Annotated in this window: 16 protein-coding genes; 5 read left to right on the forward strand and 11 right to left on the reverse strand. The window is 60.0% G+C overall.

The genetic code is table 11. The features are described from left to right. Positions 1-23 precede the first annotated feature (23 nt). The 4 genes from BM131_RS08115 (at position 24) to BM131_RS08130 (ending at position 4,302) form a co-directional block, all read left to right on the forward strand. Positions 24-1,814 carry a PHA/PHB synthase family protein gene (locus BM131_RS08115; protein ID WP_090188117.1) on the forward strand — a complete coding sequence of 597 codons (1,791 nt, stop codon included), beginning with the start codon at positions 24-26 and terminating at the stop codon, positions 1,812-1,814. A gap of 176 nt (positions 1,815-1,990) precedes the next feature. Further along, positions 1,991-2,437, forward strand: coding sequence for a Phasin (locus BM131_RS08120; RefSeq protein ID WP_090188120.1), 447 nt, complete (start codon positions 1,991-1,993; stop codon positions 2,435-2,437). 128 nt (positions 2,438-2,565) lie between these two features. Beyond that, positions 2,566-3,111, forward strand: coding sequence for a polyhydroxyalkanoate synthesis repressor PhaR (gene phaR, locus BM131_RS08125; RefSeq protein WP_090188123.1), 546 nt, complete (start codon positions 2,566-2,568; stop codon positions 3,109-3,111). Positions 3,112-3,123: 12 nt separating this feature from the next. Continuing rightward, the gene (locus tag BM131_RS08130) at positions 3,124-4,302 is read left to right on the forward strand and encodes a hypothetical protein (protein WP_175499223.1); all 1,179 of its coding nucleotides are present in this window, start codon (positions 3,124-3,126) and stop codon (positions 4,300-4,302) included. Here BM131_RS08130 and BM131_RS08135 read toward each other — a convergent pair. From BM131_RS08135 to rlmJ, 9 genes are all read right to left on the reverse strand, one after another. Further along, positions 4,299-5,603 carry an NAD(P)/FAD-dependent oxidoreductase gene (locus BM131_RS08135; protein WP_090188126.1) on the reverse strand — a complete coding sequence of 435 codons (1,305 nt, stop codon included), beginning with the start codon at positions 5,601-5,603 and terminating at the stop codon, positions 4,299-4,301. The genes BM131_RS08130 and BM131_RS08135 overlap by 4 nt on opposite strands. 114 nt (positions 5,604-5,717) lie before the next feature. Continuing rightward, positions 5,718-7,070, reverse strand: coding sequence for a glutamine synthetase family protein (locus BM131_RS08140; protein ID WP_090188129.1), 1,353 nt, complete (start codon positions 7,068-7,070; stop codon positions 5,718-5,720). Next, complete coding sequence (locus BM131_RS08145; protein ID WP_090188132.1) at positions 7,067-7,750, reverse strand: type 1 glutamine amidotransferase; 684 nt, start codon at positions 7,748-7,750, stop codon at positions 7,067-7,069. The genes BM131_RS08140 and BM131_RS08145 overlap by 4 nt, the downstream gene beginning before the upstream one ends. A gap of 66 nt (positions 7,751-7,816) precedes the next feature. Continuing rightward, the gene (locus BM131_RS08150) at positions 7,817-8,623 is read right to left on the reverse strand and encodes an ABC transporter permease (protein WP_090188134.1); all 807 of its coding nucleotides are present in this window, start codon (positions 8,621-8,623) and stop codon (positions 7,817-7,819) included. Then, the gene (locus BM131_RS08155) at positions 8,620-9,504 is read right to left on the reverse strand and encodes an ABC transporter permease (protein WP_090188318.1); all 885 of its coding nucleotides are present in this window, start codon (positions 9,502-9,504) and stop codon (positions 8,620-8,622) included. Before BM131_RS08155 ends, BM131_RS08150 begins: the two co-directional genes overlap by 4 nt. Positions 9,505-9,594: 90 nt before the next feature. Continuing rightward, the gene (locus BM131_RS08160) at positions 9,595-10,320 is read right to left on the reverse strand and encodes a transporter substrate-binding domain-containing protein (RefSeq protein WP_090188138.1); all 726 of its coding nucleotides are present in this window, start codon (positions 10,318-10,320) and stop codon (positions 9,595-9,597) included. 109 nt (positions 10,321-10,429) lie between these two features. Beyond that, on the reverse strand, positions 10,430-11,209 hold the full coding sequence (locus tag BM131_RS08165; protein WP_090188320.1) for an ABC transporter ATP-binding protein: 780 nt from the start codon (positions 11,207-11,209) through the stop codon (positions 10,430-10,432). 43 nt (positions 11,210-11,252) lie between these two features. Next, positions 11,253-11,687: a tellurite resistance TerB family protein gene (locus tag BM131_RS08170; RefSeq protein WP_090188139.1), complete on the reverse strand. Its 435-nt coding sequence runs from the start codon at positions 11,685-11,687 to the stop codon at positions 11,253-11,255. Positions 11,688-11,732: 45 nt separating this feature from the next. Next, positions 11,733-12,515: a 23S rRNA (adenine(2030)-N(6))-methyltransferase RlmJ gene (rlmJ, locus tag BM131_RS08175; protein ID WP_090188142.1), complete on the reverse strand. Its 783-nt coding sequence runs from the start codon at positions 12,513-12,515 to the stop codon at positions 11,733-11,735. A gap of 102 nt (positions 12,516-12,617) precedes the next feature. Here rlmJ and BM131_RS08180 point away from each other — a divergent pair, with 102 nt between their 5' ends. Continuing rightward, positions 12,618-13,379 carry a MipA/OmpV family protein gene (locus BM131_RS08180; RefSeq protein ID WP_090188143.1) on the forward strand — a complete coding sequence of 254 codons (762 nt, stop codon included), beginning with the start codon at positions 12,618-12,620 and terminating at the stop codon, positions 13,377-13,379. A 191-nt stretch (positions 13,380-13,570) separates the two neighbouring features. Here BM131_RS08180 and BM131_RS08185 read toward each other — a convergent pair whose 3' ends face one another. Together BM131_RS08185 and secG are read right to left on the reverse strand one after the other, a co-directional pair. Then, positions 13,571-15,214, reverse strand: a complete 1,644-nt coding sequence (locus tag BM131_RS08185) for a CTP synthase (RefSeq protein ID WP_090188146.1) — start codon at positions 15,212-15,214, stop codon at positions 13,571-13,573. Between the two features lie 164 nt (positions 15,215-15,378). Continuing rightward, entirely contained in the window at positions 15,379-15,729 is a 351-nt protein-coding gene (gene secG, locus BM131_RS08190; RefSeq protein WP_090188148.1) for a preprotein translocase subunit SecG, read from the reverse strand.

Genomic DNA, 15,729 nt, shown 5'->3' on the forward strand with positions numbered 1-15,729 from the left:
GAAGGTAGGCCGGGGGGAGTGATATGACAACTATTGATATTCATGAAGGTGAAACGAGCCGTAAAGAACTTGACAATTTAGAAAAGAATTTGGCGCGTGTTGATGCTTTGTCACAGCGTCTGGTTGCAGCGTTGTCCAAAGGGCGGCAGGTGCCGACCGCGCTGCAAGGGCCAAGCAAAGAGCTTTATGCCAAAGCCGCAGGTGCCTATTGGACCGAGATGGTCAACAACCCGGCGAAGCTGATCGAACATCAGCTGTCGTTCTGGTCAAAATCCGTGACCCATTTCGTTGAGGCGCAGGCGCTGCTGGCGCAGGGCCATATCGCCGCGCCAGAGGATAAGACCCCGCCAGATCGCCGCTTTTCCCACGAGCTGTGGCGCACCAACCCCTTTTTCAACTTCGTCAAACAGCAGTACATGATCAACGCCGAGGCGATTACGCAGGCGATTGACGATGTCGAAACGCTGGACCCTGCCGAAAAGAGGCGCCTGCGCTATTTCGGCCAGCAGATCGTCGATCTGTTCAGTCCCACCAACTTTTTGGCCACAAATCCCGAGGCGCTGAGCCTGGCGGTCGAGACGGAGGGCGAATCCCTTGTCAAAGGGCTGGAAAACCTTGTCCGCGACCTAGAGGCGAACAACGGTGATCTGGTGGTCACGCTGGCGGACAAGGACGCCTTTACCGTTGGCGAAAACCTGGCGACTACGCCGGGAGAGGTCGTATTTCGCAACCATCTGTTCGAGCTAATCCAGTACACGCCGACCACCAAGACCGTGTTTGAAACACCGCTGGTGATCTTTCCGCCTTGGATCAACAAATACTATATCCTTGATTTGAAGCCCGAAAACTCTTTGATCAAATGGATTGTTGATCAGGGCCATACCCTTTTCGTGGTGTCTTGGGTGAACCCGGACCCCAGCTATGCTGACACATCGATGACCGATTATATCCAGGACGGGTTCTTGCAGGCGATCAGCACGGTCAAGGCGATCTGCGATGTGCCGCAGATCAATGCCATCGGTTACTGCATCGCGGGTACGACCTTGTCGCTGACGCTGGCCTTGCTGGCGCAGCGCGGTGATGCTTCGGTCAAATCGGCCACCTTGTTCACCGCGCTGACCGACTTCTCCGATCGCGGAGAGGTTGGAGTCTTCTTGGACGAAGACTTTATGAATGGGATTGAGCTTGAGGTCGCCAAGACGGGGATCTTGGACAAATACTACATGTCGCGGACCTTTAGCTTTTTGCGGTCCAACGACCTGATTTATGGGCCTGCGATCAAAAGCTACATGCTGGGCAAGGCTCCGCCTGCCTTTGATCTGCTGTATTGGAACGGCGATGCGACGAACCTGCCGGGCAAGATGGCGCAGCAATATCTACGCGGTCTATGTCAGGACGATAAGTTCGCGAGCGACGGGTTCGACGTTGCCGGCGCAACGGTGCAGATCGGGCAGATCACCCAGCCAATCTGCGCGATTGCTTGCGAAACGGATCACATCGCCGCGTGGAAAAGCTGCTTTCGCGGGGTGCAAAAGATGGGATCGGACGACAAGACCTTTATCCTGTCCGGCTCTGGCCACATCGCAGGCATCGTCAATCCGCCCGCGAAAAAGAAGTACGGTCATTGGCTGAACCCTGATCTGTCGCTTGATCCGGATGCTTGGAAGGATACGGCAAGCCAGCAAGAGGGCAGCTGGTGGCCGCATTGGCAGGCGTGGCTTGCGGAAAAATCAGGCGAGATGATTCCACCCCGCGCACCGGGTTCGCCCAAATTTCCGCCGATTTGCTCGGCACCCGGAACCTATGTGACTTAGGGGCAGTTTGTTTCGCGTATGAATTGTATCGGCATATCAGAGCATTACGCACCTGCAGAAAATCAAAATGCTGCAGTGCGGAAAAAACTTGCAATGCTGCACTGCAGCATATAGATTGTTTGTACAGATACAGGCGATGGGAATGACCTTCGCCAACATAGCAAAGGATGCATACCATGGCTAAGACACAAGACTTCACCGCCGTTTTCAAAGACATGATGGGTTCTTTCCCAGTCGACACAAAGTCGATGGAAGATGCCTACAAGTCGCAGGCAACTCTGGCCGAAAAGATGTCGACCGTTTCCCTGTCCGCCGCTCAGGAATCCGCACAGCTGTCCGCTAAGTGGGCACAGGACACCCTGACCAAGATGCAGGACATGACCAAGGTCAAGGCAGAGCCAGCAGACTACGCTAAGTCGATGACCGACTTCGCATCGGCCACCGCCGAGTCCGCAGCCGAGCACATGGCCGCTTTCGCTGAGATCGCGAAAAAGGTTCAGACCCAGACGCTGGAACTGATGATGGCCGCTGGCAAGGACATGTCCGAGGACATGACCAACGCTGCGAAAAAAGCGTCCGACGAGATGACAGCCGCTGCTAAAAAAGCAACGACTTCTAAGTAATCCGTCACTGTTGACGAGTATCAGGCGCGCCCTTCGGGGTGCGCCTTTTTGTATCTAGAGTTTTTCTTGTTTGTCTTGCAGTCGCGGCATAGCATTGCTGCACTGCATCATGCTTGGGAGGGCAGACCGTGGCCGCCACCGATAAACCACTGCTGATCAAGCGCTACGCCAGCCGGCGCCTGTATAATACCGAGACCAGCGATTACGTCACGCTGGAAGATATCGCGACTTTTATCCGCGCAGGCCGCGAAGTGCAGATCGTTGATCTGAAATCTGGTGATGACTTGACGCGGCAGTACCTGCTGCAAATCATCGCCGAACACGAAAACCGCGGCGAAAGCGTGCTGGGCGTCGACCTTTTGACCGACCTTGTGCGCGGCTACACCAGCCAGGCCGTATCCGTCGTGCCGCAATTCCTGACCGCCAGCTTCGAGATGCTGCGCGATGGGCAAAGCAAGGCGATGGACAATATGACCAAAACGAACCCGCTGCTGAATATGCCGGGGTTCGAAGCGATGCGCAGCCAGCAATCCGCGTTCTTTAAGGCGATGACCGGTGGGTTGATTCCCGGCGTGTCACGCGAGCCGCAAAAGACCAAGCCTGCGGATGATCTGGAAACGATCAAGGCGCAGCTTGCTGAAATGCAGGACAAGCTGTCCAAGTTGGGCAAGTAAAGGCCCAAACCAATGATCCTGAATGTCGTCGTGGTGGCGGTCGTCACTGCGATGGCCGCGCTTCTGGCCTCGCGCCGGGTTGCATCCGCCCCGCTGTGGCGCGCGACGACAACGCCGCTCGCGTCAATTATCGGCAGCGGATTTCTGGTGCTGGGGCCGCTGCTGGGCGGGGCATACGGCATATGGGCGATCTTGGTCATGGCGGTGTTGAACGCTGTGGCTTGGGCCTTTGGTGCGGCGATCCGGCAAAGCATCGCAGACCCGCGCCCATCCCCGCGCCTTGATACGGCGGCGTCGGTGGTGCTGGCCTTTGCCTATGTCATTTCGGTCGCATATTATCTGAACCTGTTCGGTGCCTTCGCCGTCAGCCTGACACCGTTTGATACGGATATGGCGGCGCGCACGGTGTCGACTGCGGTGTTCCTGTGCGTCCTGATCGTAGGCTGGACCAAAGGCTTTGCCGCGCTGGAACGGATGGAGCAGGTGTCGGTCGGGATTAAACTCGCGATTATCGCGGGGCTGCTAACCGGGCTGGCCATCACCTTTGCGCAGCGCGCCGGGGCGGGGACGCTGATTATCGAAACCCAGCATCTGGCGTTTTGGCCTGCAATCACCTTGGGCTTTGGCCTGATCGTGACAGTGCAAGGGTTCGAGACGTCGCGCTTCCTTGGCGAAAGCTATGATGCCCCCATGCGCGTGCGATCAATGAAGCTGGCGCAGCTGACAGCCGCCGCGATCTACATGGTCTATATCATCTTGCTGGTGCCTCTGTTTGCGGCTTCCGAGTACCAGCTGTCGGAAACCGCGATCATCGACATGATGGCCGGGGTCGCACCGGTGTTGCCGCTGCTGTTGGTCGCCGCCGCGCTTGCCGCGCAGTTCAGCGCGGCGGTAGCGGATACCAGCGGATCAGGCGGGCTGATTGCAGAGGTGACGCGCGGACGCGTTGACCCGCGCACAGGTTATGCGGTGCTGGTGGGGCTTGGTGTCGTGATGACTTGGACGCTGGATGTGTTCCAGATCATCGCTTTCGCCAGCCGCGCCTTTGCGTTGTACTATACGCTTCAAGCCGTTGTTGCGGCGCAAACGTCGCTGGGCCGGGGTGCCAAGACACGCGCCTTTGGCTGGGCCGCCCTTGCGATATTTGGCGCGTTGATCGTCGTGCTGGGCCGCGCGGCAGAGGGCGGTTAGACCCCCAACCTGTCCCGCAGCGCATACCATGTCATCGCCAGCGTCAGCAGCGGGGTGCTGAAACGGGCACCGCCCGGAAAGTTCGGTACTGGCAGCGCTGACATCACGTCAAAGCGCCCGGTCTGGCCAAGGATCGCTTCGGCCATGACGCGACCTGTGAAACCGGACAGGGCGACACCGTGCCCGGAAAAACCAGCCCCCGACATCATGTTCGGCGCGACGCGTTGCAGCGCGGGCAGGCGGGTCATCGTGATGCCCAGCGTGCCGCCCCAGACGTAGTCCAGCTTGACCTGCGCCAGTTGCGGAAACAGCGATACCATCCGCGCATGCAGGGCCGGGGCGATGTCTGTGGGAAAGCCGACAGAGTAGCTTTCGCGCCCACCAAACAGCAGGCGGCGGTCTTCGGACAGGCGGTAATAATTCACTACGAACTTGGAATCCGCGACGGCGATATCGCGGGTCAGAACCTCGTCTGCCAGATCGCCCAGCGGCTCTGTCGCGCCGATGAACGAATTGATCGCCATCACGCGGGCGGCGACCTTGCGGTTGATGCCCGGCAAATAGCCGTTGCCAGCCAGAATAACGTGATCCGCTGTCACCACACCGCGCCCGGTCTGCACGCGGGCGGGCGTGCCTTGCTGGATGCAGTGAACTTCCGACCCTTCAAGGATCACAGCGCCCGCAGCCTCTGCCGCGGCGGCAAGGCCAACGGCATAGCGCAGGGGGTGGATATGGGCGGCACCGTTGTCCAGCCAACCGCCGGCATAGGCATCGGTGCGCACAATGTCATGCAGCCCGGCGCGGTCTAGCGGCGTGATCTTGTCGTAGCCGTAGTTGCGCGCCAGAAACTCCGCCTCGGCGTGCAAGTCCTTGCGGCCCTTGTCCGAATAGGTGCCAAAGGCCACGCCCGGCGTCCACTTCGCATCTGGCGCATGGGTGTCGATTAAATCGTGCAGATCGGCCTTGGCCTGTTCGGCGCAGTCCCACAGCGCCCGCGCCGGGCCATCGCCCAGCTTTTTCGCCAGATCAATCTGGTGCCAATTATAGCCCGACCCGACCTGACCGCCATTGCGCCCCGACGCGCCAAAGCCCGCGCGATGCGCCTCTAGCACGATGACCTTGCGCCCAGCTTGCGCCAATCGCAGCGCCGCTGTCAGCCCGGTATAGCCGGCACCGATGATGCAAACGTCAGCTTGTTGGTTGCCGCGCAGTGATGGGCGTTGCGGCGGCAAATCGGCCGTCGATGCATACCAGCTGGCGGGAAATTCACCGGCGGTGTCGTTGCGATACAGTGGGTTCATTCGGCCTCGATGTGCTGTGGCTGGACCTTGTCCCATGTCGTTGCGACGGCCAATGACAGCGCGCCAAGGCAGAACACGAACCCAAGGGCCGCAAGCAGGTTGCGTTTCATCCGATCAGACATTGAGCAACAGATGTTCGCGTTCCCAAGGGCTGATGACCTGTAGAAACTCGTTATATTCTGCATGCTTAACGATGGAATAGACGCGGGCGAATTCCTCGCCTAGCACGGCTTGCATCTCTTTCGCTCCGTCGAACAGCTCTAGCGCGGCATATAGGCCCTGTGGAATTGCATCCTCGGCCTCGTAGGCGTCGCCTTGGAAACGTTTGTCGGGCCAAATCTCGTTTTTCATGCCCAAATAACCGCAGGCCAGCGATGCCGCGATGCACAGGTAGGGATTGCAATCCATACCAGCCAGACGGTTTTCCACGCGCCGCGCCTCTGGCGGGGAAATCGGAATCCGGATGCCTGTCGTGCGGTTGTCGCGGCCCCATTCAAGGTTAATCGGCGCGGCGTGGTCACGCACATAGCGGCGATAGCTGTTCACATAGGGCGCGATCACGGCGATCACGCTTGGCATATGTTCTTGCAAGCCGCCGATGAAGTGAAAGAAGTCATCGGTCTCTCCGCCTTGCGGGCCGGTAAAGATGTTGCGGCCTTTGCGGTCCAGTACCGAGTGGTGGACGTGCATTGCGCTGCCCGGCTCGCCCTCGATCGGTTTGGCCATAAAGGTCGCGGTGCAGTTATGCTTCAACGCCGCCTCGCGCAGCAGGCGTTTGAAAAAGAACACCTCGTCCGCCAGCTTGACCGGATCGCCGTGGCGCAGGTTGATTTCAAGCTGACCAGCGCCGCCTTCTTGGGTGATGCCGTCGATCTCGATCCCTTGGATTTCGGCGTATTCATAGATGTCGTCGATCACCGGGCCATAATCGTCCACGGCGGACATGGAATAGGCCTGCCGCGCCGCAGCGGGGCGGCCTGTACGGCCCATCATCGGTTCAATCGGCTTGGCGGGGTCGATGTTGCGGCCGACCAGATAGAATTCCATCTCCGGCGCGACGACGGGCGTCCAGCCTTCGGCTTTGTACAGGTCGACGACGCGTTTCAGCACGTTGCGCGGGCTGCATCCAACTGGGCGGCCCTTTTGATCAAAGGCATCGTGGATCACCTGCAATGTGCCGTCTTTTGTCCACGGCGCGGCAGTCGCGGTGGACATGTCAGGGCGGAGGATCATGTCAGGCTCTAAGAAGCCTTCGGGGCCAGCAGCCTCGCCCCATTCACCGGTGATGGTCTGAAAAAAGATCGAGTTTGGCAGGTGGAAATGCGCCTGCTTTTCCCATTTCGAGGCGGGCACAGCCTTGCCGCGGGCGATCCCGGGCAGGTCGGCGATGACGCATTCGACCTCGTCCAAGCGGTTGTTTTCCAGATAGACGCGCGCGGCCTCTGGGATCGCATCCATCCAAGTCATGTCAGGCTCCGGGTTTTGAAAAAGCGGGTCATCTGATCCGCGATCCGGTGGTTGTCGATGGGCATCGTCGCGGTCGCGCGGGCTGCTGTCAGCAGCGGATCTGGCACAACCCCTTCGCCGCGTTCATCGCCAAGGCGCTTGGTAAAGGCATTTTCGAATTCTGGATGCGCCTGAACTGTGAAAATCCGGTCGCCGTAAACCAGCGCTGCGTTTTCGCAAAAGTCATTGGTGGCAACAATCTGTGCGCCGTCGGGGCGCTGTGTCACCTGATCCTGATGCCAGGCATTCAGCGCGACCGTGTCGCCCTGCCAGTCATAGGTCTGCCGCCCGACAGCCCAGCCGCCGGGAAACTTTTCGACGCGGCCACCCAAGGCCTGCGCGATGATCTGGTGGCCAAAGCAAATCCCGACCATCGGCGCGCCAGCGGCATAGGCGTCGCGGATAAAGATTTCCAGCGGCGCGAGAAACGGGTGATCCTCGTAGGCACCGTGCTTTGATCCGGTCAGCAGCCAACCGTCGGCGGCGTGAACGTCTGCCGGGAACTGCATATCGACGACGTCATAGGTTTCGAATTCGAACCCCTGATCGCCCAGCAGCTGCTTGAACAGATCCGCGTAGTCGCCCGTGTCCGGCCGCATCGCATCTGGTGCGTGCCCGGTCTGCAAAATTCCGATTTTCATGGATCACCTGCTATTAATGATGGCAATCTAGGACGCCGTGTCCGCCCGTGCAAGCAGGCCATTTGTCTAGCGAATAATCTGGGGCCGGATCCGCAGCCGCTTGCGTTTTTCCTGCGGCAAGTGGCGGTTCAGACGGGCGTTGATCAGGCCAAAGGACGTGATGACGATCAGCGTCAGGATGATGAAATAGCCCGCAAGGATCGGGTAGGGGACGAAGGGGTTGAAGGTCTTATCGGCGAAGTAATTGGCGTAATACAGCGCGTCGCCCCGCTGTTGCAGCGCCGGAAAGCCAGAGAAGTAGACCAACGTCGTGGCGTGAAACAAAAAGATCGCCTCGTTCGTGTAGGCGGGCCATGCCAGCCGCAGCATCGTCGGCCAGATCACGCGGCGGAACCGCGACCAGCCGGACAGGCCATAGGCGTCTGCCGCCTCTGTATCGCCCTTGGGGATCGATAGCAGCGCGCCATAGAAAATCTCGGCGGAATAGGCGGCGGTGTTAAAGAACAGCACGACCAGCGCGCCCGCCCAAGCGGATGTAAACATGCCGAACACCGGTGCCACGCTTTTGAGCGAGAGGAACAGGAAATAGGCAAAGAAGAACTGGATGAACAGCGGCGAGCCGCGAAAGATAAAGATGAACCATTCCGACACTTTACGCAGCACAGTGTGGCGCGAGGCTTTGCCAAGCGCGAGGGCAGTCGCCAGCACAAAGCCTGCCGCCAGCGCGAAGATGCCGAAATAGATGTTCCAGATCATGCCAGAGCCGATCAGCGTGAACTGCTGGCACAGGGTGAAATCGGATCGCGGCAAAAGCCGCTCGCCTATGCCAAGGCTGCGCAGACCGTAGTCGGCGATGGTTTGAATACAGCTCATCCGGCGGCCTTTCGCTGCGCTTCACCGCCAGCGGTGGCTTGGCCGCGGGTCAGGCGGGCCATGACGCGGCTTAGCACAACTTCGGAAACTTTGGTCAGCGCGAGGTAGAACACCAAAAGCGCGCCAAAATACCACATGCGCCAGTCGCTGTGGGGGTAGTCGGTGAAATTGGGGGTCTTGGTGCTGCCAAGCTCGCGCGCCCAATAGACGATATCTTCGACGCCCAGCAGGAACAGCAGCGGGGTTGCCTTGATCAGGACCATCCACAGGTTCGACAGGCCGGGCAGGGCATAGACCCACATCTGCGGCACCAGCACGCGGCGGGTGACTTGGCGGCGGGTCATGCCATAAGCCTCTGCCGTTTCCAGCTGGCCGCGCGGCACGGCGCGCATGGCCCCGAACATCACGTTGGCCGCGAAAGCGCCGAAGACGATGGAAAAGGTCAGGACCGCAAGGCCGAAGCCGTAAGTTTCATGCACCCACTGCGCCGCATTGCCAAGCGGCATCTTAGCCTGCTGGCAGACGACAAAGTCGTTGCCTTGCCGCACAGGTTCGGTCCAATCGGGGCACAGCACCTTTTGGCGCAGGTATTCGATGCCCTGATCCAGTGCGATGACGAAGAATAAGAAAAACGCGATATCTGGCACGCCGCGCACGACGGCCATGTAGGTTTTGCCAAACCAGCGGAATGGTGCGATCTGGCTGCGCGCGGCAGAGGCCCCGCCATAGCCGAACAGCAGCGCCACAGGTGCGGTGATCGCCAGCAACAAAAGCACCGTACCGACGGACCAATAGATGCCCATATGCTTGCCTGTGGTCAGGTAGCAAGAGAGCCACGTCAGGCCAGATAAGCTGGCGGGATCTGTGCAATAGCTAAAGATGGCGCCGATCCTTGACGTTGGTGTGTGAGTATTTTTGGCAAGATGATGGGGATGCGCCGCGCCCAAGTACGGGGGCGCGGCGCCTGATTTTTAGAACGTGGCAGAGCCCGGCAGCATGTCGGTGATCAGCGTGTTCAAGGTGCCATCAGCCTTCATGGACTGAATCGCGGCGTCGAACTTTGTCTTCAGCTCTGCGTCGCTTTCGCGCAGGCCAAGGCCAATGCCGCCACCGATCAGGACGTCTTCGCCCATCATGTTCAGATCGCCGTCAGCTTCTGCGATTGGCAGCAAGAAGGCTTTGTCGGCCAGAACAGCGTCAGCTTCGCCGTTACGCACGGCGGCGACGGCCTCTTCTGGGGTTGCGAATTCCAGCAAGGTCGCGCCGGGCAGTTCGGACGCGACATAGCCGGCCTGAATTGTGCCGGACTGGGCGGACACAACAGCGGAAGCCAGATCAACACCGTCGGTCATCGACACGAATGCGCTGGGATCGGGCTGGGTATAAGGGTCAGAGAAATCGATGACTTCGTCACGCTCTGGCGTGATCGACATGCCGGCCATGATGACATCGTAGTTGCCGGACACCAGGTTCGGAATGATGCTGTCCCAGTCGTTGGTGACCCACGTGCAGTTCAGCTCAGCGCGTTTGCACAGCTCGTCGCCCAGAACACGCTCGAAGCCGTCGACTTCGCCAGCGTCGTTGATGAAGTTATACGGAGGGTAGGCGCCTTCGGTGCCCATGCGCACGACGTCCTGCGCCATGGCGGATCCGGCTAGCAGTGCGAAGGCTGCTGTGGTGAGTGTTAGTTTATTCATTGTCGTCTCCCGTTGGATGGGGCGGCGTTGCGCCCCGTTGATCGGACGGAGGGTTATGCGAAACCCGCAAAATGGCAAGCGTGAATAGGCTGACGCTAGGTCAGGTGGCCTAGGCGGGCAAGGTGGCAGATAGAAAGCCGCGCAGGCGGTCGGTTTGCGGGTTGGTAAACAGATCACCGGGCGCGCCTTGTTCTTCGATCACGCCTTGGTGCAGGAACACGACGTGGTCGGATACATCGGCGGCCATGCGCATATCGTGGGTCACGATCAGCATGGTGCGGCCTTCTTCGGCCAGCGCTTGGATGACGCGCACGACTTCTTGTTCCAGTTCCGGGTCCAGCGCAGAAGTCGGCTCATCGAACAGAAGCGCCTTTGGCTCCATGCACAGGGCGCGGGCGATGGCGGCGCGCTGTTGCTGGCCGCCGGACAGCATGGCGGGGTAAGCGTCTGCTTTGTCGCCGATGCCCACCTTGTCCAAATAGCGGCGGGCGGCGTCTTCGACCTCTGCCCGGTCGCGTTTCAGCACGGTCAGCGGCGCTTCCATCACGTTTTGCAGAATCGTCATATGCGCCCAGAGGTTGAACTGCTGAAAAACCATCGACAGATTCGTGCGGATACGGATCATTTGGGCATGATCGGCAGGGCGGCGGTTTAGGCCCGTGCCCTTCCATTTCACTGGCTCTCCGTCAAAGATGATATCGCCTTGCTGGCTGTCTTCCAAAAGGTTGGCGCAGCGCAGCAGGGTGGATTTCCCCGACCCGGACGAGCCGATCAGGGACACGACATGACCTGCAGGCGCGGTGATATCCACGCCTTTCAACACTTCTAGGTTGCCGTAAGCCTTGTGCAGGTTGCGGATCGCGATGACGGGTGTTTGTGCGGTATTCATGGGGGACGATATGGCCGCAAAACCCATATGAATGCAACGGGCCTTAGCCCGCGTTTTCGATTCTACGGCGCGCGGCGTTGCTGTCTTGGTCCGTGACGCCCAGCATTGGGGCAACCATGCGCATGATGCTGTCTTCTTGCGCGTCGCGTTCGCCGTCGGCCAGCACGATCTGCCACATGGCATCAATCACCGCGAGGCGGTCGTCGTAATCCACCGCATCCTTAATCGCGCGGGTAAAGCGGACGGTGTCGGGGGCCTCGGCCTCTAGCGCCTCGCATTGCGTGCGCAGGTCGCTGGCGTCGGACAGGCCGTAGCGGCGGCGCAGGATCGCCTCGATCCGGGATTTTTCGATCGGGTCGTAATGACCATCCGCCCGCGCCAAACGGACAAGCAAAGCACCCAGCGCAAGGCGGGCGTCGGCGTCGGGGATACGGTCGGGGGCGGGGGCGGTCATGCGCCGGATCAGATCTGCAAACATGAGATGGTTATAGAGCCGGCGCAGAGGTTCGGAAAGGGTCGGGCGTCAGGTCTGTGGCTGCACCCGCGCAAAAAGCCGTGACAAGGCGTTGGCTTCATCAACGAAACCGTAGGGCGGATTGATGACAAACATGCCCGATCCCACCATGCCATGCCCCGGCCGCGCAGGCGGAAAGTTCACGGTGTGGGATATCGCGTCAGGAAACTGGCGATGCAGCGCGCGCAGCATCGGCTTGTGCCGCGCATCGGTCAGCACGGGATACCACAGCGCCAGAATACCCACGGGCCAGCGGCGGTGCAGCTTGCGCAGGAATTCGGGGATATCCTCGTATTCGGACTTCACCTCCCAACTGGGATCACACAGCAGCAGGCCGCGGCGCGGATCTGGGGGGCAGCGCGACAGGGCCATGGCAAGTCCGTCGGACTGGGTCACGGTGATGCCGGGCAGGGCGGCGCGCAGGGCCTCTGCCTCTGCTGGGTGAAGTTCGGCAAGGGTCACGTTGTCCTCGAACCGCAGCGTATCAAGCGCGATCTGCGGGCTGCCGGGATAGATGTGCGGGCCATGGCGTTCGCGGCTTTTCGCCAGCGCGCGCGCATAGGGATGATCCTTGGCAAACCAGCCTTGCGCCAATGCGATGCCCTGCGCGGCCTCGCCGGTTTTCACCGCCTCGGGGCTGCGCAAATCATAGACCGCACGCCCTGCGTGGGTTTCCAGATAGGACAAGGGTTTGGGTTTTTGGATCATGTAATCCAGCATCCAAGCAAGCAGCGCGTGCTTGTGGACATCGGCCATGTTTCCGGCGTGGTAGGCGTGTTGATATGAAAGCATCACATTGCCCTAACCTGTTCGGGTGGGGCCGTGAAGCCTTGTTGCACAAAGCATTGGTGCTAGAGTGCGAACAATTACACCTCTTTCCCAGAAAGTCTTCGCATGTTGTCCTCTCGCTTGCTGTCCGCCGCGCTGGTTACGGCGCTTTTGCCCGTCGCTGCTGCGGCCCAGAACACCCTGTCGATCGGCCTTGGGCCACAATCGGCCCCCAGCTACTTCGGCTCCTCCGAGAACGAGACAAGCCTGACGGGTGCGTTCAGCATCCAAGAGCTGAACTTTGGCCCGCTGAGCCTCGGCGGATCTGAGGGCGGCACAGCGCAGGGCTTTGGCTTTGCAGCCTCCGTCCGTTTCATCGGAGAGCGCAGCGGCGCTGAGTATTCCGAGCTGGCCGGCACCGAGACGATCGACGCCGCACTCGAGCTGGGTGGCGGTCTGACCTACACCGCAGACAACTTTTACGTCTTCGCGCTGGCACGCAAAGGCGTGACCGGCCACGATGCGCTGGTTGGCGAACTTGGCGCTGATGCGATCTATCGCCCGTCCGCCCCGGTCGAGCTGCGTGTCGGACCGCGGTTCTTTTTCGGCGATGATGAATACGCCCAGCAGTATTTCGGCGTGACCGCCGCAGAGGCCGCAGAGGCCGGTAACGGCAACACCCTGACCGCATACAACGCCAAAGGCGGCCTGCTGTCCCAAGGCATCGAGGCGAGCGCGTCCTATGCGTTTTCCGAGGATTGGGGTCTGACCGGCACCGTGCGCTATGAAGAGTTCGCAAACGACGCGGCTGACAGCCCCATCGTTCAGCAGGGCAGCGACAATGCGACGACCGCCAGTGTGTTGGTGACACGCCGCTTTAGCTTCTGAAGCGACGGCTATTGAATTGAAAAAGGCGCGTCCTGCGGGGCGCGCCTTTTTTTGTGCTTTGTGTCGGGCATATCGTGGGCGAGTGAGGATCGACCCTGCTCCGCCAGGCCGATCCGTGGGGGCTTTGCCCCCATACCCCCAAGGTATTTTTGACCAGAAGAAAGGACCGCGATCACGTCGCGACGGAGGGCTTAGACCAAGCGCGAATTTTCAACCGCGGCGCGGATGAAGTCGGCAAAGAGGGGGTGGGGCGCGAAGGGCTTGGATTTCAGTTCCGGGTGGAACTGCACGCCGATGAACCAAGGGTGGTCTTTCCATTCGACGATTTCCGGCAGCTTGCCGTCGGGCGACATGCCGGTAAAGCACAGGCCAGTTGCCTCAAGCTGTTCGCGGTATTTGGTGTCGACCTCGTAGCGGTGGCGATGGCGTTCTTCGATCGCGGTGGTGCCGTAGATTTCGGCAACTTTAGAGCCTTCGCGCAGGGTCGCGTTATAGGCGCCAAGGCGCATGGTGCCGCCTTTGGCGTCGCTTGATTTGCGGGCGACGGTCTTGTTGCCCTGCACCCATTCTTTCAGGTGATAGACGACAGGCTCAAAGCGTTTAACGCCAGCCTCGTGGTCGAACTCTTCGGATCCGGCAGTGGTCAGGCCAGCAACGTTGCGCGCGGCCTCAATCACGGCCATTTGCATGCCAAGGCAGATGCCAAGGTAAGGCACACCTTTTTCGCGGGCGAATTGCGCCGCCTTGATCTTGCCTTCGGTGCCGCGTTCGCCAAAGCCGCCGGGGACGAGGATCGCGTGGAAACCTTCAAGGTAGGGCGCGGCGTCTTCGCGGTCGAAAAGTTCGGCGTCGACCCAGTCGATGCGGACTTTCACCCGGTTTGCCATGCCGCCATGAGTCAGCGCCTCGGCGATGGATTTATAAGCGTCTTCAAGCTGGGTGTACTTGCCAACGATGGCAACGCGCACTTCGCCTTCGGGGTTGTGAATACGGTCGGCGACGTCATGCCAGACCGTCAGGTTCGGCGCGGGCGCGGGGGCAATGCCAAAGGCGTCCAGCACAGCTTGGTCAAGGCCCTGCGCGTGATAGGCGAGGGGGGCTTCGTAGATCGATTTCAGGTCATAGGCCGCAATGACGGCGTCCTTGCGGACGTTGCAGAACAGACCGATTTTTTCGCGTTCCCGCTCTGGGATCGGATGTTCTGACCGGCAGACCAGAACGTCGGGGGCGATGCCAATGCTACGCAATTCTTTGACAGAGTGCTGCGTCGGTTTGGTTTTCAACTCTCCGCTCGCGGCCAGATAGGGCAGCAGGGTCAGGTGCATAAAGATGCACTGCCCGCGCGGCTTGTCTTGGGAAAACTGGCGGATCGCTTCAAAGAACGGCAGTCCTTCGATGTCGCCGACAGTGCCGCCGATCTCGCAAAGCATAAAGTCGACTTCGTCTTCGCCAATAGAGATGAAGTCTTTGATTTCATTCGTGACGTGGGGGATGACCTGAATGGTCTTGCCCAGATAATCGCCGCGGCGTTCCTTTTCCAGAACCGTGGAATAAACCCGGCCAGAGCTGATAGAATCGGTCATGCGGGCTGCAACGCCCGTAAAGCGTTCGTAGTGGCCAAGATCGAGGTCGGTTTCCGCGCCATCGTCGGTCACAAAGACTTCGCCATGTTCAAACGGCGACATCGTGCCCGGATCGACGTTCAGATACGGGTCTAGCTTGCGCAGACGGACCGTATAGCCGCGCGCCTGTAGCAGCGATCCCAGTGCGGCAGAGGCCAGGCCCTTGCCTAGCGACGACACAACCCCGCCCGTGATAAAGATGAAACGTGCCATGGAAGGGCCCCCGTGTGTGTCAATAATTCAGACCTGCGATCCAACTTTGGATCGCATCATCACGGGATTGACGGATAGCCGAAACAGGCCCCCACGTGCAACCCGTGACGCAATATTTTGATTAACCGGCCCGAAGGCCGGCCAAGTGTTGTGGTATCAGTGGCTTAGTTGCCTGACGGCACCAGCGGCGCATCACTTGCAGACGGCGGCAACAGATTGTCGCCCAGACCGGATGATGCGGGCGCATCCGCAACCGGCGCATCCTGCAGGCGGTCAACGACCGATGCACCTGCCGCGTTTTCGGCGGCAATGATTGTCAGCGCGATTGATGTGGCAATAAACCCAAGCGCCAAAATCCATGTGACTTTGCCCATGGCAGTCGGGGCCGGGCGCCCAGTGGACGCGCCGCCACCACCGCCAATGCCCAATCCGCCGCCTTCAGAGCGTTGCAAAAGGACTGTGCCGATCAGCGACAGTGCAAGGATCAAGTGAATGACGAGGACGACGTTTTCCAT

The organism is Loktanella salsilacus (assembly GCF_900114485.1).
In the GTDB taxonomy this organism is placed as follows: Bacteria; Pseudomonadota; Alphaproteobacteria; order Rhodobacterales; family Rhodobacteraceae; genus Loktanella; species Loktanella salsilacus.

What these genes read in the sequence shown, in the direction of transcription:
- BM131_RS08115 (WP_090188117.1), top strand. Translation starts at nt 24, where the DNA reads ATGACAACTATTGATATTCATGAAGGTGAAACGAGCCGTAAAGAACTT.
- BM131_RS08120 (WP_090188120.1), top strand. Translation starts at nt 1,991, where the DNA reads ATGGCTAAGACACAAGACTTCACCGCCGTTTTCAAAGACATGATGGGT.
- BM131_RS08130 (WP_175499223.1), top strand. Translation starts at nt 3,124, where the DNA reads ATGATCCTGAATGTCGTCGTGGTGGCGGTCGTCACTGCGATGGCCGCG.
- BM131_RS08135 (WP_090188126.1), bottom strand. Translation starts at nt 5,603, where the DNA reads ATGAACCCACTGTATCGCAACGACACCGCCGGTGAATTTCCCGCCAGC.
- BM131_RS08140 (WP_090188129.1), bottom strand. Translation starts at nt 7,070, where the DNA reads ATGACTTGGATGGATGCGATCCCAGAGGCCGCGCGCGTCTATCTGGAA.
- BM131_RS08145 (WP_090188132.1), bottom strand. Translation starts at nt 7,750, where the DNA reads ATGAAAATCGGAATTTTGCAGACCGGGCACGCACCAGATGCGATGCGG.
- BM131_RS08150 (WP_090188134.1), bottom strand. Translation starts at nt 8,623, where the DNA reads ATGAGCTGTATTCAAACCATCGCCGACTACGGTCTGCGCAGCCTTGGC.
- BM131_RS08160 (WP_090188138.1), bottom strand. Translation starts at nt 10,320, where the DNA reads ATGAATAAACTAACACTCACCACAGCAGCCTTCGCACTGCTAGCCGGA.
- BM131_RS08165 (WP_090188320.1), bottom strand. Translation starts at nt 11,209, where the DNA reads ATGAATACCGCACAAACACCCGTCATCGCGATCCGCAACCTGCACAAG.
- BM131_RS08170 (WP_090188139.1), bottom strand. Translation starts at nt 11,687, where the DNA reads ATGTTTGCAGATCTGATCCGGCGCATGACCGCCCCCGCCCCCGACCGT.
- rlmJ (WP_090188142.1), bottom strand. Translation starts at nt 12,515, where the DNA reads ATGCTTTCATATCAACACGCCTACCACGCCGGAAACATGGCCGATGTC.
- BM131_RS08180 (WP_090188143.1), top strand. Translation starts at nt 12,618, where the DNA reads ATGTTGTCCTCTCGCTTGCTGTCCGCCGCGCTGGTTACGGCGCTTTTG.
- BM131_RS08185 (WP_090188146.1), bottom strand. Translation starts at nt 15,214, where the DNA reads ATGGCACGTTTCATCTTTATCACGGGCGGGGTTGTGTCGTCGCTAGGC.
- secG (WP_090188148.1), bottom strand. Translation starts at nt 15,729, where the DNA reads ATGGAAAACGTCGTCCTCGTCATTCACTTGATCCTTGCACTGTCGCTG.